This window comes from Streptomyces sp. NPDC096152, from assembly GCF_044763235.1.
GTDB lineage: Bacteria > Actinomycetota > Actinomycetes > Streptomycetales > Streptomycetaceae > Streptomyces.
On sequence record NZ_JBIWFW010000006.1, the window covers coordinates 202,207 to 216,242 of the forward strand.

Here is a 14,036-nt window from a genome sequence, read left to right on the forward strand (position 1 = left end):
CGGGGGGGGCGGGGGGGGGGGGCGGCGGGGGGGGGGGTCGGGGCGGGCCCCCCTTGACCGTGCGGGGTGGGGCGGGCTGGGGCCCCCACGCCCCCCCCCCCGCCGCGGTGGGGCCGGGGGCTCTCAGCCCTCGAGCACGCCCGCGCCCAGCAGGCCGAAGAGCAGCACGCCGACCACGATCCGGTAGATGACGAAGGCGTTGAAGGAGTGCTTGGCGACGAACTTCAGCAGCCAGGCGATGGAGGCGTAGGCGACCACGAAGGAGACGATCGTGCCGACGGCCAGCGGGGCGGCGCCCACGCCGGTGCCGAGGGCGTCCTTCAGCTCGTACAGGCCGGCGCCGGTGAGGGCCGGGATGCCGAGGAAGAAGGACAGGCGGGTGGCGGCGACCCGGTCCAGGTCGAGGACGAGCGCGGTGGACATGGTGGCGCCGGAGCGGGAGAAGCCGGGGAAGAGCAGCGCGAGGATCTGCGAGCAGCCGACCAGCATCGCGTCCTTGAAGGAGGTGTCGTCCTCACCGCGCTTGTGGCGGCCCATCTGGTCCGCGGCCCACATCACGCCGCTGCCGACGATGAGCGAGCCCGCGACCACCCACAGCGAGGCGAGGGGGCCTTCGATGAGGGGCTTGGCGGCCAGGCCCACCACGACGATCGGGATGGTCGCGTAGATGACCCACCAGGCGAACTTGTAGTCGTGGTGGTAGCGCTCCTCGCGGTTGGTCAGCCCGCGGAACCAGGCGGAGACGATCCGCACGATGTCCTTGAAGAAGTACACGAGCACGGCGGCGATGGCGCCGACCTGGATGACGGCCGAGAACCCGACGACCGCGTTGTCGTCCACGGGAATCCCCATGAGCCCCTCGGTGATCTTGAGGTGGCCGGTGGAGGACACGGGAAGGAATTCGGTCACCCCCTCGACTGCTCCGAGGACGACGGCCTGACCGACGGAGATGGCGCTCATGGGATCCAGTTCTGAGGAGAGTTGGTCGACAGTGCTGTAGACAGTCTTACTACGCCGAGATGAAGGCAGGATTATCCGGGCCACAGAGCGCCGGCGGCGGACGCACCGGCGAACGCGGCGCCGAGGCCCGCCGCCACGCTCACGACGGCGTTGGCCGCAGCGTAGAGCCCGGCGCCGGTCTCGGTAAGCCTCAGGGTCTCGTACGAGAAGGTCGAGTACGTCGTCAGGGCCCCGCACAGGCCGGTGCCCAGCAGTAGCTGCAGGTGGGGTCCCGCGGCGCCCGCCGAGACGGCGCCGGTCAGCAGGCCGAGGACCAGACAGCCGGTGACGTTCACCACGAACGTGCCCCAGGGGAAGACCGAATCGTGCCGGGACTGCACCGCCCGGTCGGTGAGGTAGCGGAGGGGGGCGCCGACCATGGCTCCCACGACCACCAGCAGCCAGTTCACAACGACTTCTTACCCTTCCCGCCCGCCTCCGCGGGACCGTCCGGGCGGCCGGCGTACCGGATGACCTCGCACGCGTCGAGGGTCACGAGCCCCTCGGCGACCAGCTCGTCCAGCTGCGGCAGGAACGCCCGCACCCGCTCCTCGGTGTCCACGATCACGACCGCCACCGGCAGGTCCTCGCTCATCGACAGCAGCCGCGAGGTGTGGATCAGGGAGGAGGCGCCGAAGCCCTCGACGCCCCGGAAGACGCTGGCGCCCGCGAGGCCCGCGGCATGGGCCCGGTGGACGATCTCCGAGTAGAGGGGCCGGTGGTGCCAGGTGTCGTTCTCGCCGATGAACACGGTCAGGCGCAGGGCGCCGCCGGTGAGTCTCGTCATCGCTGCCTCCGGGCCAGGACGCGGCGGGTCGCCGTCACCGCGAGCCACACCGCCGCGAGCGCCGCGAGCAGGGTCGCGGCCAGATAGGCCAGCCCGGTGCGGGCATGGCCGGAGTCGACCAGTTTCTGCACGTCGACGGCGTACGTGGAGAAGGTGGTGAAGCCGCCGAGCACGCCGGTGCCGAAGAACGGGCGGACCAGGCGGTGCGCGGCCCACACGTCGGTGATGACCACCATGAACACGCCGATCACCGCGCAGCCGGTGACGTTGGTCCAGAACGTCGCCCACGGGAAGCCGCCGGGCGGTGCCGGCCAGCACAGCGAGGCCGCGTAGCGGGCGGTGGCCCCGACGGCGCCGCCGAGCGCGACGACCGCGACGACCGGGGTCTGGGCGCGCCAGGCCCGCCGCCCGGGGCGGCTCGCGACGGCTCGGAGGCTCTCGGTGCGCGGGGCTGTCATGGTCGTACGTCTCCTACTCGCCCGGGCCCGGACATGCGGGGCCGCTGCCTTCGCAAGTAGGGACCGTTGGCGGCGACGGTGCCGCGGTTCGGGTACGGCGGGCCCCACCGCCGCGCCGCGGTCTGATCGCGGCCGGGCTACAGACTAGCGCCGGGGCGCGGGCGGGTCACTTCGAGCCCGGGGCCGCCGCGGCCGGCCCCCGCTCCCCCGGTCCGTCGTGCCGGGACCGCTCACCACCCCTTCTCGAACAGCCGGGCCACTTCCGCGATACGGATGTCGTCACGGCGGTAGTAGGTGCGGCGCCGGATGCGGCGGGTGCGCAGCAGGCCCAGGTCGGCGAGCAGCGCGAGGTGGGTCGCGGCGACCCGGCGGGGCACGCCGAGCTTGGCGGCGACGGCCCGTACGGTGACGCCGTCGACGGCGGGGTCGCCGGGCCGCTGCCGGGGGAAGTGGGCGGCCGGATCCTTGAGCCACTCCAGGATGACCCGACGTGTCCGGCCGGCGGGAGTCCTCAGCATCGCCGCCTCCTCCGTCGATGGCGTCCCGTCCCCGTTTTTCCCACTCTCGCGCGGCCGGACCCGCCACGTCCCGGACTCGGGGTTCCTTGTCCGGTACCGAACGCCCCTGGTGGTGCGCCCGGTTCGGCGCGTGCGCGGGGCGCGCGGCGCCCGGGGCGGGGTGCACGCCCGGGGCAGGGTGCACCCCCGGGGCAGGGTGCACCCCCGGGGCGGGGTGCACGCCCGGGGCGGGGTGCACGCCCGGCCGCGATCGGGAACGGTGTCGCGAAGACGGTCAGGATCGGAGAAGCCGCCCGCCGCTCCCCCGTCCTAGCGTGGGGCCACCGCCCGAAAGCGTCGGGCGTGTCCGACGGACCCCCGTCGGCCCGGCTCACCGAGGAGTACGCCATGACCGCCGGCCTCAGGACGATCGTCTACCCCGTCAAGGACCTGGACCGGGCGAAGGCCCTGTTCGGCGCGCTGCTGGAGGTGGAGCCGTACGCGGACGAGCCCTACTACGTCGGGTTCAAGGACTCAGGCCAGGACGTCGGTCTCGACCCGAACGGGCACGCGAAGGGGATGACGGGACCGGTGCCCTACTGGCACGTCGCCGACATCCGGGAGCGGCTGGCCGCGCTGCTGGCGGCGGGCGCCGAGCTGCTGCAGGACGTGCAGGACGTGGGGGGCGGGCGGCAGATCGCCTCGGTGAAGGACGCGGACGGCAACCTGGTCGGCCTCGTCCAGGACTCCTGAGCCCTTGAGTGGTCCCTCGGCCGTGCCGATGTGGATGCACGCGCATTAACATTCGGTGCATGGGAGCGAACGCGGCCGAGACCCTCGAGGAGCGGTGGCGGGGCATCCTGTCGGTGCACGCCCGCACGATGTGCGAGATCGACCGGGTGCTGCACCCGCACGGGCTGGGCGCGAGCGACTTCGAGGTGCTGGACGTCCTGGCGTCCGCGTCGCCCGGGGAGGGCGGCCAGTGCCGCGTGCAGAACCTCGTCGGCCGGGTCCACCTGAGCCAGAGCGCCCTCTCCCGCCTCATCGGCCGGCTGGAGAGGGAGGGCCTGGTGGTGCGGACGGTGTGCGCGGAGGACCGGCGCGGGGTGTGGATCGCGCTGACCGGCAAGGGCCGTGACCTGCACACCGAGGTGCTGCCGCTGCAACGCGCGGTGCTGGCCCGTATGTTGAGCGGCTGACACGGACCGGGCGGCCCCGCCCTGTTCCCGCCCCGGCCCCCGGTGCGCCGCCCTGCCGCCCGTCCGCCCGGTCCTACCGGCGGGCCAGCAGGGTGCGCACACCCTCCGAGGTGAGGGTCAGGCCGTGCGGGGAGCTGGCGTCGATGGTGAGCGACAGGTCGTCGTCCGGCCACTGGGAGGCCAGGGCGCCCAGGGGCACCAGCCGGTAGCGGGAGACGAACGGCAGCAGCTCGGTCATCTCCATCTCGGAGGTGAACACGGGCACCACCGGCGCCCCACCCGGCTGCTCGAGAACCGGCAGCGCCACGGCGGAGGGATTGGTGGCCTCCTCCTCGCTCGCGTCGTCCGGCACGGGCACCAGCACGTCGCTGCTCGCGAGCGTGTCCAGTGCCACCGCGTCCTCGGCGTTGTCCACGAGCACGTCCAGCGCTCGCTGAGCGGGCGTGGCGGTGTTGTCGTTGGCGGGTGTATCCATGGCAGATCCCCTGGTCGCGGTGGTCGTGCGGCCTCCCGGGACGTGATCGCCCGCGGGACGGTCCTGCTCGCGTACCCGAACGGGCAGGGCGCAACCGTCACTCCCCGAAGAATGCGGGGGTGAAGTGGTGAAACGTTGCTTCACAGATCGGTCTCACTCCGGCACGGACTGTTCCGGGATGGCCGCGTCCTGCGGCGGGTCGGGGCGGCGCAGCAGACGGGTCTCCAGCGCGTCCAGTCCGAACAGCATCAGCATCAGTGCCACCGGGACGAGCAGAGCGAGGGCGATCACGATGCCTCCCGACGGAGCAGTGATCAAAGCTGCGCGTTGCGGCAGCCCGGTTCACCCCAGCCTGCGTCCGAACGGGCTACGGCGCACGTCCGGGGCCGGGGTCCCGTAGGCCGTTCGGGTGAAGCGGAGGGGGGCGGCGCGCCGGGGCACCGGTGCGCCGCCCCCTGTCACCCGGGTGCGGTGGGCCGGCCGGGCTCACACCCCGACGAGCCGGCCGTCGAGTTCGTCCGGCCGCGGGCCGGAGCCCTCCGGCGTCCGGGCCGGAGCGGCCGGGGAGCCGGCGGCGAGGCGCAGCTCGATGACGGCGCGGACGGCGGGCCACTCGTCGTCCAGGATCGAGTAGAAGGCGGTGCTGCGCACGGCGCCGTCCAGGCCGCGGGAGTGGGCGCGCCGGACACCCTCGCAGGTCGCGCCGAGCCGTTCGATCGCCGTGCACGAGCGGCGGTTGCGGGCGTCGGCGCGCAGGGAGATCCGGCGCACCCGCCAGGTCTCGAAGGCGTGGCGGAGCATGAGCAGCTTCGCCTCGGTGTTGATCCCGGTGCCCTGGGCGTGGGGGGCGAGCCAGGTGTTCCCGATCTCGGCGGCGTCCGGCACGGCGGTGACCGGATCGCCGTACGGCACGCCGGTCACGGCGGGCCACACCAGCGGGCCCTGCCAGTAGTCGAGTTCGAGGAAGCGGGTGGAGCCGACGACCCGTCCGTCAACGGCGCGGAGCACGGCGAACGGCAGTGCCCGGCCGGCCGCCTGCTCGGCGAGGGCGCGGTCGATGTAGCCGCGGGCCGCTTCGAGGTCGTGCGGCACGGGGGTGAAAGCGTAGGAGGAGCGGTCCTCGGCCCCGGCTCGGGCCAATCCCTCGGCGTGGTGCGGAGCGAGGGGTTCCAGCCGCGTCACACGGCCGGTGAGAACGACGGGTACGGGCACAGGGCCTTCGGTCTTTCTGCGAAAAAGGGGGGTGGAACTGCCCGCCACCGGGACCCCGGTGCAGGGCGGTGGTACAGGATGCGTCAGAGATCCCGTTGAGCGAGGAACGGGGACGTGAAGGACAGTAGACGGTCCGATGACGCCCCGCGCAAGACCCTCCGCCCGGTTCTCTCAGAGGTGTCCCGGGAGTCCACCCGGAGTGCCCCCGGGAGCGGCAGCACGACGGCCGGGGGCGCGATCGCGGCGGGCCCGGACGGGCCCTCCGCCGTGTGCAGCGCGGAGGGCCCCGGGGCTCACTTCCGAACCCACTGCTGTCTGGGTAACCACCGTCGCGGCCCCCGATTCGTCCCGTGCGCCACTTCCTGGAAGGCCCCCCCACCGCCGGGGACGCCCCGCCTCTTCCAGCCGGGTCGGGCCCGGCGTTTGCCACCGGGCCGGGCCCGCCCCGTCCTGCCGGGCCCGCCGCTTCCTGCCACACCCCGGTACGTCCCGGGCGGCCCGGCGACGGCGTCAGCGCGGGCGGCGCGGCGGGGGCTGCCTGACCCAGTCCAGGGAGCGCTCGACGGCCCGCTTCCAGCAGCCGTACTCCCACTCGCGCCATTCGGGGTCCATGTCCGGCAGCCACTGGGCGGCCCGGTGCCAGTTGCGGCGCAGGACCTCCAAGTCGGGCCAGTAGCCGGCCGCGAGCCCGGCGGCGTAGGCGGCGCCCAGGGAGACCGTCTCGGCCACCAGCGGCCGTACGACGGGGACGTCGAGGACGTCGGCCAGGAACTGCATGAGCAGGTTGTCCGAGGTCATGCCCCCGTCGACCTTGAGCTCCTTCAGGGCGAGCCCGGAGTCGGCGTTCATGGCGTCGACCACCTCCCGGGTCTGCCATCCGGTGGCCTCCAGGACCGCCCGGGCCAGATGCCCCTTGGTGATGTACGAGGTCAGGCCGACGATGACGCCGCGGGCGTCGCTGCGCCAGTGCGGTGCGAACAGGCCGGAGAAGGCGGGGACGATGTAGCAGCCGCCGTTGTCCTCGACGGTGCGGGCCAGGGTCTCGATCTCGGGCGCGCTGTGGATCAGGCCGAGGCGGTCCCGGAACCACTGGACCAGCGAACCGGTCACGGCCATCGGCCCTTCCAGCGCGTAGACCGTGGGCTCGTCGCCGATCTTGTACGCGACGGTGGTGAGGAGCCCGTGCCGGGAGCGCACGACGTCGGTGCCGGTGTTCATCACCAGGAAGCTGCCGGTCCCGTAGGTGCACTTGGCCTCGCCGGGCGAGAAGCAGGTCTGCCCGAACAGGGCGGCCTGCTGGTCGCCGAGGGCGGCCGTGATGCGGACGCCGGGGAGCAGGGCGCGGACCTCGCCGTAGCTCTCCGCCGAGGACCGGATCTCCGGCAGGATCGGGCGCGGCACCCCGAAGAACTCCATCAGCTCCGGCTCCCAGGTCAGGGTCCGGATGTTGATCAGCATGGTGCGGCTGGCGTTGGTGGGGTCGGTGATGTGCAGGCCGCCGTCCTTGCCGCCGGTGAGGTTCCAGATCAGCCAGCTCTCCATGGTGCCGAACAGCACCTCGCCGTCCCGGGCGCGCTCCTCCAGGCCCTCCACGTGCTCGAAGAGCCAGCGGATCCGGGGGGCGGAGAAGTAGGTCGAGGGGGGAAGGCCGCAGCGGTCGAGGAAGAACTCGTCCCCGGGCCGTTCCCTGAGCTCGTCGACGAGCGGGGCGGTGCGGGTGTCCTGCCATACGATGGCGCGGCCGTACGGCGCCCCGGTCCGCCGGTCCCAGAGCACGGTCGTCTCCCGCTGGTTGGCGATCCCGACGGCGGCGATCTGGGCGGCGTCCACCCCGGCGGCGTCCAGCGCCTCGGGCACGATGCGCCGGACGTTCTGCCAGATCTGGACGGCGTCGTGCTCGACCCAGCCCGGCCGGGGGAAGAACTGCTGGTGCTCGCGCTGCGCGACCGACACCAGCCGGCCCCGATGGTCGAACAGGATGCATCGCGTGGACGTGGTGCCCTGGTCGATCGACAGCACGTAGCGTTCAACCATGATCGGGCCTGCCTTCCGATGCGTCGCGCGGGGTGCGGGATCTACCAGCGGGCCGCTCCCAGGTCTCTGGAGATCGCCCGTGCCGCCTCCCGGAGCAGGGCGATCAGGGCGGGCTGGGGCCTGCCCCTGGTGTCACAGATGCGCTCGACCGGGCCGGAGAGGCCGATCGCGCCGACCACGAGGCCGCCGTGGCCCCGGATCGGCGCGGCCACCCCGGCGTCGCCCATGCTCATCTCCTGCACCTCGGCGCCCCAGCCGAGTTCCCGGATCTCGGCGAGCGCCTGGTTCAGGTCCTCGGGGAGCACCAGGGTGTGCCGTGTGTACGCGTCCAGTTCCGTCCGCAGCAGGGGTTCGACGGGCGCGGCTCCGAAGGCCAGCAGGACCTTGCCGAGCGAGGAGGCGTGCAGTGGCAGCAGCGCGCCCACGTCGAGGGTCTGGAGGGTGTCGTCCGGCCGGAAGACGTGGTGCACGATGAGCACCTTGCCCTCCAGCGGGGTGCCCAGGCGGACGGCCTCCCCGCTGCGGGCGGCGAGGGCGTCGGCCCAGTTGAGGGAGCGCGAGCGCAGCTCGTTGACGTCGAGGTAGCTGCTGCCCAGGTGCAGCAGCGCCGCGCCGAGCTGGTACTTTCCGGTCGCCTCGTCCTGCTCCACGAAGTCCACGTGCTGCAGGGTGCGCAGAATGCCGTGGGCGGTTCCCTTGGCCAGACCGAGCGACGACGCCACCTCGCCGAGCCCCAGTCTGCGCGGGCCGCCGGCGAGCAGGCGCAGGATCGCCGCCGCCCGTTCGATGGACTGCACCGGTCCGGCCATGCAGCGATCGTAGCCCGATTTGCCCTGATCCGGACTGCTGTTCGGCAATGCCGACCATTGTTCATTGACCGGACGCGTTTCCTTCCCTAGCGTGCCATATCGCGTCCGTACTCCGGTCGGACGCGCCACCCGAAGGAGGAGGGCACATGACCGCAGCGCAGCTCGCGGCAGCGCCTCGCGAGGAAGCGGACCAGGTCTTCCCGCTGCCGCCCGCCCCAGGGGCCGTCTCGGTCGTACGCCGTCGCGTGCGCGCGGTCCTGGGTGGCTGGAACCTGCCCGCCGACGCCGTCGAGGACGTGCTCCTGGTGGTGTCGGAGCTGATCACGAACGCTCTTGTGCACGCCCTGCCGCCGGCGACACTGCGGCTGTGGCGGATCCCCGTGGACGGACGCGCCGGGGTGCGCGTCGAAGTGACCGACCGGGGCCCCACCGCTCCGCCCGGCCCCAGGAAGTCCGCTCCCGACCTCGACGAGCACGGCCGGGGCCTCGGGATCGTCGCAGCCCTGTCCGCCCGGTGCGGCGTGCTCGCGCATCCCGGCGCGACCAGCCGGTGGGCCGAGGTGCTCACGGGCTGAGCCGGCCGGGCGGCGCCGATCGGCGCCGCCGTGGCGCGGCTCCCGCTTGACTCCTCGCGAAGACGCCGTCCAGGGTGGGCCACCAGGCCTGTGGACCGGTCCGAAGAGGGGCTGTCATGGTGGATTCGCTCGGCGTCGCCGTCGTGGGGTTCGGCTGGATGGGACGGGTGCACACCCAGGCGTACGCCCGCCTGCCGCACCACTTCCCGCAGCTCACCGTACGGCCGCACCTGGTCGCCGTGGCCGACGAGGTGCCCGGGCGGGCGGAGCGGGCGGCCGGGCAGTACGGCTTCGCCTCGGCGACCCGCGACTGGCGGGAGATCACCGCCGATCCCCGGGTCCGGGCGGTCAGCGTCACCGCGCCGAACTTCCTGCACCGCGAGATCGGCGTCGCCATGGCCCGCGCGGGCAAGCACCTCTGGATCGAGAAGCCGGTCGGCCTCACCGCCGCCGACGCCCGCGCCGTCGCCGACGCGGCCGCGGAGTCGGGCGTCCGGGGCACGGTCGGTTTCAACTACCGCAACGCGCCCGCCGTGGCCGCCGCCCGCGAGATGCTCGCCGCCGGCGAGATCGGCACGGTCACCCACGTCCGCATCCGGCTGTTCAGCGACTATGCCGCCCACCCCGAGGGCGCGCTGACCTGGCGGTACGAACGGGAACGCGGCGGGAGCGGGGTGCTCGGCGACCTCGCCTCGCACGGCGTCGACCTGGCCCGGCACCTGCTCGGCGAGATCGACTCGCTGACCGCCGACACCGCCGTGTTCGTGCCCCGGCGGCCCCGCCCGACCGGCGCCACCGCCGGCCACAGCCGCGCGACCGGCGGCGAGCCCGGTCCGGTGGAGAACGAGGACTACGTGAACTGCCTGCTGCGCTTCACCTCCGGCGCCCGCGGGGTGCTGGAGGCGTGCCGGGTCTCGGTCGGCGAGCAGAACGCCTACGGCTTCGAGATCCACGGCACCACCGGCGCCCTGTTCTGGGACTTCCGCCGGATGGGCGAACTCGGCGTCAGCCGCGGCACCGCGTACCAGGACCAGCCCGTCAGCACCGTCCACGTCGGCCCCGGGCACGGCGAGTACGCCGCCTTCCAGCCGGGCGCGGCCACCGCCATGGGCTACGACGACCTGAAGGTGATCGAGGCGTACCACTTCCTGCGCTCGATCACCGGGCCCGAAACCCGCGGAGCCACCCTCGACGACGCGGTGGCCGCCGCGCAGGCCCTGGACGCCATGGCCCGCTCCGCCGAGGAACGGACCTGGGTGCGCCTGGCGTAGGCACCCGCCCCCGGCGTTTCGGCCACGCCGCGCGGCGCAGTCGCCGCAGGGAGCGGGGGCGGCCGCGGCACGCGCCCCGGGATTCCACGGCGGGGACGCGACTCAAACACGTGCGTTCGAAACGGCGGCCGGTTCGTTGTCCCGGTCGGCATCAGCCCGTGCCCCCTGACATCCGCCCGACCCTCATCCCGTCCCCGCCCCCTGTGCCGAGGAGCGCGACCACCGTGATCAGCGACCTGGTGAACCTGCGTGCCTGGACGGCGTACGGCCGGTTCCAGATCGATCGAGGATTCCGGCCGCCGGAGCCCGCACGACTCCACTGGGGCGCTCCCGGCGCGGCCGGGCCAGGGACCGAACTGCTCGGTGACATCTCCGGCCGGCGGCTGCTCGACGCCGGCAGCGGCGCCGGGCACTACGCCGCGCATCTCGCCACCCGGCACGGCGCCCTGGTCGACGCCGTCGACGTCTCCCCCACCCAGCACCGCCGCGCCGTCACGCAGTACGGCACCACCCCCGGCGTGCGCTACCTGCTCGGGGACGTCGTCGAACACCTGCGGCGCTGCGAGCCGTACGACCTCGTGTACTCGATTCACGGGCTCGGCTTCCTCGACCCCCGCCGCAGCCTGCCCGCCCTGCGCGCCGCTCTGCGCCCCGAGGGCCGGCTGGTCTTCTCCGTCCTGCACACCGATCTGCACCGGCGGCCCCCGTCCGCCGACGTCCGGCCCCGCTCGCTGCGTGTGGGTCCGGCGGGCATGGAGCCCCGGGAGGTCCACATGTGGGTGCTCGCCCCGGAGTTGTGGGAGGACGTCCTCACCGCGCACGGTTTCGCCGTGGACGCCGTCGCCCTGCTTCCCCGCCCGGACGGCGATCCCGTCGTCGACCAGGTCGTCCGGGCGCGCCTTCGCGGGTGAACCTCCATACGGGTGATCCACTCCTCCCTCCAGCGGGGCGGATCAGCGGAAAACCCGGCTTTTCCGTGGTCGCGGTCCTCTCATCGCGATCGCATTCGAGTGGCAACGCGGAAGTGGCCGCACAAGACTGAGCGCCGTACGGGCCGACGCTTTGCGGGATTTCCTCGAGGAGCTCGAATGGTAGAGAAGTCCGCCGACACCCTGATAAACGCGACGGGAGAACCCGCGACCGCCGGGCGCGGCGGCGACGGCCGGAGAGCGGTGGAAACCGAGACGGAACTCGCCGGAATACTGGCCGGTCTCCTGTCCGTGGCGGAGGTCGCGGGCACCAGCAACTTCTTCACCGATCTCGGCGCCAACTCCCTGGTCATGGCCCAGTTCTGCGCCCGGGTCAGGAAGCACCCGGATCTGCCGTCCGTCTCCATGAAGGACATCTACCGGCACCAGACGATCCGGGATCTGGCGGCCGCTCTCGCCTGCGCCGCACCCGCTCCCGCCGACCCGGCGCTCCCGGTGCCGCCGTCGGCCCCCGGACCGGCGCCCGTGTCGGCGCAGCCGCCGGCACCGGTCACCCCGGCGAGCGATCTCGGTTACGTCGTGTGCGGAGCACTCCAGTTACTGGTCTTCCTCGGCTATTCCCTCGCCACCGGATTCGCCGCCGACTGGGGTTACTCGTGGATCGCCGAGGGCTCGGGTCCGGCCGACGTCTATCTGCGCTCCGTCCTCGCCGTCAGTGTCGGTTTCCTCGCCCTGTGCGCCTTCCCGGTCCTGGCGAAATGGATTCTCGTCGGACGCTGGAAACCGTGCGAGATCCCGGTGTGGAGCCTGGCGTACCTGCGGTTCTGGATCGTCAAGGTGCTGCTCCACGCCAATCCGATCGTGCTCTTCATCGGCAACCCCCTGTACGTGCTCTACCTGCGGGCGCTCGGTGCACGGATCGGCAGGAACGTCACGATCCTCTCCCGCACCGTGCCGGTCTGCACCGACCTGCTGACGATCGGCTCCGGCACGGTGGTCCGGAAGGACTCCTACTTCCTCTGCTACCGGGCGCACGCCGGACGTATCCAGACCGGACGGGTCACCCTCGGCAGGGACGCGTTCGTCGGCGAGAAGACGGTGCTCGACATCGACACCGCCCTGGGCGACGGAGCCCAGCTCGGCCATACGTCCACCCTGTACCGGGGTCAGTCCGTCCCGGACGGCGCGCGGTGGCACGGGTCCCCGGCGGAGCCGACGGACGTGGACTACGTGAGGGTCGCACCCGCCCGGTGCGGCACGTTGCGCCGGGCCGGGTTCGGCCTGTTCTCCCTCGTGCAGATGCTCTTCCTCTACCTGCCCCTGACCGTCGGCGGCTTGTACATGATCGCCACCGGGGTTCCGGCGTTCGGCAGGTGGCTGAACCGGGAGGGAGCCGGCGTCTCCTCGGCGGAGTTCCTGCTCGACGCGCTCGCCGTCTCCGCCCTGCTGTACTTCGGCGCCGTCGTCGTGGGGCTCGCCGTGCTGCTCACCGTTCCGCGCCTGCTGAACCTGGTCATCACGCCCGACAAGGTCTATCCGCTCTACGGCTTCCACTACGGGGCGCACCGGACGATCGCCCGGATGACGAACCTGAAGTTCTTCGCCTGGCTCTTCGGCGACAGCTCCTACATCGTCCCCTATCTGCGACGCCTCGGGTACGACCTGTCCCGCGTCGAGCAGACCGGGTCCAACTTCGGCACCGAGGTGCAGCACGAGACGCCGTTCCTGGCGTCCGTCGGCACCGGGACGATGGTGGCCGACGGACTGTCGCTGATCAACGCGGAGTTCTCCAGTACGTCCTTCCGGGTCACCCGGGCGACGATCGGCCCGCGCAACTTCCTCGGCAACAACATCGCCTATCCGGCCGGAGCCAGGACGGGCGACAACTGCCTGCTCGCCACGAAGGTGATGGTCCCCCTCGACGGCGAGATCCGCGAAGGGGTCGGGCTGCTCGGCTCGCCGTCGTTCGAGATCCCGCGCACGGTGGAGCGGGACACCCGGTTCGACCATCTGCGGACCGGGGACGAACTGCGGCGCCGGCTCGCCGCCAAGAACCGCTACAACCTCCGCTCCATGGCCCTGCACCTGTTCCTGCGGTGGCTGCTCACCTTCGTCCTGACCGCGCTGGGTCTGGCGTGCCTGACCCTGTACGGCACCCTCGGGCATCTGGTGATCGGCGGATACCTGGCACTCACGGTCGCCCTCACCGCCGCCTTCTACGTCCTGGTGGAGCGGTGCATCGGCGGGTTCCGCCCGCTGCGCCCCCGGTTGTGCTCCATCTACGACCCCTACTTCTGGTGGCACGAGCGGCTGTGGAAGGTGCCGGACGAATACCTCAACCTGTTCAACGGGACCCCGTTCAAGAACGTGATCTGGCGCGGGCTGGGCGTCCGCGTCGGACGCCGGGTCTTCGACGACGGCTGCTACATGACGGAGCGGGCGCTCACCACCGTGGGCGACGACTGCACACTGAACGCGGGCAGCAAGATCCAGTGCCACTCCCAGGAGGACGGCACCTTCAAGTCCGACCACTCCGTGCTGGGTGCCGGCTGCACCCTCGGGGTCGGCGCCCACGTGCACTACGGCGTGACGATGGGCGACGGCGCCCAACTCGCCGCCGACTCCTTCCTGATGAAGGGCGAGGAGGTCCCCCCGTACGCGCGGTGGGGCGGAAATCCCGCCGTGGAGAGGCCGGATGTCCCCGGTGGGCCCGGTTGGGGCCAGGCGGCCACGGCAGCAGGAACGTCCTCGGCGAACGGCGCCGCGGCGACAGCGCGTTGAGGAAGGCCAT

16 protein-coding genes are annotated in these 14,036 nt (G+C 72.5%); 6 read left to right on the forward strand and 10 right to left on the reverse strand.

Annotation, left to right across the window (positions count from 1 at the left end; translation table 11 throughout):
- Nucleotides 1-123 precede the first annotated feature (123 nt).
- The 5 genes from ACIQ9G_RS21470 to ACIQ9G_RS21490 all read right to left on the reverse strand — a co-directional run bounded on the left by ACIQ9G_RS21470 (nt 124) and on the right by ACIQ9G_RS21490 (nt 2,762).
- Nucleotides 124-960: an undecaprenyl-diphosphate phosphatase gene (locus tag ACIQ9G_RS21470; RefSeq protein ID WP_403611802.1), complete on the reverse strand. Its 837-nt coding sequence runs from the start codon at nt 958-960 to the stop codon at nt 124-126.
- Nucleotides 961-1,031: 71 nt separating this feature from the next.
- Nucleotides 1,032-1,409, reverse strand: coding sequence for a fluoride efflux transporter CrcB (crcB, locus tag ACIQ9G_RS21475; protein ID WP_403611805.1), 378 nt, complete (start codon nt 1,407-1,409; stop codon nt 1,032-1,034).
- Nucleotides 1,406-1,786: a DUF190 domain-containing protein gene (locus ACIQ9G_RS21480; protein ID WP_403611808.1), complete on the reverse strand. Its 381-nt coding sequence runs from the start codon at nt 1,784-1,786 to the stop codon at nt 1,406-1,408. Before ACIQ9G_RS21480 ends, crcB (ACIQ9G_RS21475) begins: the two co-directional genes overlap by 4 nt.
- Nucleotides 1,783-2,244 (reverse strand): fluoride efflux transporter CrcB, encoded by a 462-nt coding sequence (crcB, locus tag ACIQ9G_RS21485; RefSeq protein WP_403611811.1) that lies wholly within the window; start codon nt 2,242-2,244, stop codon nt 1,783-1,785. Before crcB (ACIQ9G_RS21485) ends, ACIQ9G_RS21480 begins: the two co-directional genes overlap by 4 nt.
- 230 nt (nt 2,245-2,474) lie before the next feature.
- Nucleotides 2,475-2,762: an ArsR family transcriptional regulator gene (locus ACIQ9G_RS21490; RefSeq protein ID WP_403611814.1), complete on the reverse strand. Its 288-nt coding sequence runs from the start codon at nt 2,760-2,762 to the stop codon at nt 2,475-2,477.
- A 387-nt stretch (nt 2,763-3,149) separates the two neighbouring features.
- Between ACIQ9G_RS21490 and ACIQ9G_RS21495 the strand changes: the two genes are divergently transcribed.
- Nucleotides 3,150-3,494, forward strand: a complete 345-nt coding sequence (locus tag ACIQ9G_RS21495; protein ID WP_403612629.1) for a VOC family protein — start codon at nt 3,150-3,152, stop codon at nt 3,492-3,494.
- A 59-nt stretch (nt 3,495-3,553) separates the two neighbouring features.
- Nucleotides 3,554-3,940, forward strand: a complete 387-nt coding sequence (locus ACIQ9G_RS21500; RefSeq protein WP_403611817.1) for a MarR family winged helix-turn-helix transcriptional regulator — start codon at nt 3,554-3,556, stop codon at nt 3,938-3,940.
- 73 nt (nt 3,941-4,013) lie between these two features.
- Here ACIQ9G_RS21500 and ACIQ9G_RS21505 read toward each other — a convergent pair whose 3' ends face one another.
- The 5 genes from ACIQ9G_RS21505 to ACIQ9G_RS21525 all read right to left on the reverse strand — a co-directional run bounded on the left by ACIQ9G_RS21505 (nt 4,014) and on the right by ACIQ9G_RS21525 (nt 8,470).
- Nucleotides 4,014-4,415 (reverse strand): SseB family protein, encoded by a 402-nt coding sequence (locus tag ACIQ9G_RS21505; RefSeq protein WP_403611820.1) that lies wholly within the window; start codon nt 4,413-4,415, stop codon nt 4,014-4,016.
- 153 nt (nt 4,416-4,568) lie between these two features.
- Nucleotides 4,569-4,706: a hypothetical protein gene (locus ACIQ9G_RS21510; RefSeq protein WP_392193175.1), complete on the reverse strand. Its 138-nt coding sequence runs from the start codon at nt 4,704-4,706 to the stop codon at nt 4,569-4,571.
- 195 nt (nt 4,707-4,901) lie between these two features.
- On the reverse strand, nt 4,902-5,627 hold the full coding sequence (locus ACIQ9G_RS21515; protein ID WP_403611824.1) for a GNAT family N-acetyltransferase: 726 nt from the start codon (nt 5,625-5,627) through the stop codon (nt 4,902-4,904).
- Between the two features lie 510 nt (nt 5,628-6,137).
- Complete coding sequence (glpK, locus tag ACIQ9G_RS21520) at nt 6,138-7,661, reverse strand: glycerol kinase GlpK (protein ID WP_403611827.1); 1,524 nt, start codon at nt 7,659-7,661, stop codon at nt 6,138-6,140.
- A gap of 41 nt (nt 7,662-7,702) precedes the next feature.
- The gene (locus ACIQ9G_RS21525; RefSeq protein ID WP_403611830.1) at nt 7,703-8,470 is read right to left on the reverse strand and encodes an IclR family transcriptional regulator; all 768 of its coding nucleotides are present in this window, start codon (nt 8,468-8,470) and stop codon (nt 7,703-7,705) included.
- Nucleotides 8,471-8,616: 146 nt separating this feature from the next.
- Between ACIQ9G_RS21525 and ACIQ9G_RS21530 the strand changes: the two genes are divergently transcribed.
- The 4 genes from ACIQ9G_RS21530 to ACIQ9G_RS21545 all read left to right on the forward strand — a co-directional run bounded on the left by ACIQ9G_RS21530 (nt 8,617) and on the right by ACIQ9G_RS21545 (nt 14,026).
- Nucleotides 8,617-9,045, forward strand: coding sequence for an ATP-binding protein (locus ACIQ9G_RS21530; RefSeq protein ID WP_403611833.1), 429 nt, complete (start codon nt 8,617-8,619; stop codon nt 9,043-9,045).
- Between the two features lie 116 nt (nt 9,046-9,161).
- Nucleotides 9,162-10,316, forward strand: coding sequence for a Gfo/Idh/MocA family protein (locus tag ACIQ9G_RS21535; protein ID WP_403611836.1), 1,155 nt, complete (start codon nt 9,162-9,164; stop codon nt 10,314-10,316).
- Nucleotides 10,317-10,540: 224 nt separating this feature from the next.
- The gene (locus ACIQ9G_RS21540) at nt 10,541-11,227 is read left to right on the forward strand and encodes a class I SAM-dependent methyltransferase (RefSeq protein ID WP_403611839.1); all 687 of its coding nucleotides are present in this window, start codon (nt 10,541-10,543) and stop codon (nt 11,225-11,227) included.
- A gap of 177 nt (nt 11,228-11,404) precedes the next feature.
- Nucleotides 11,405-14,026, forward strand: coding sequence for a Pls/PosA family non-ribosomal peptide synthetase (locus tag ACIQ9G_RS21545; RefSeq protein ID WP_403611841.1), 2,622 nt, complete (start codon nt 11,405-11,407; stop codon nt 14,024-14,026).
- The last annotated feature ends 10 nt before the right edge of the window (nt 14,027-14,036 follow it).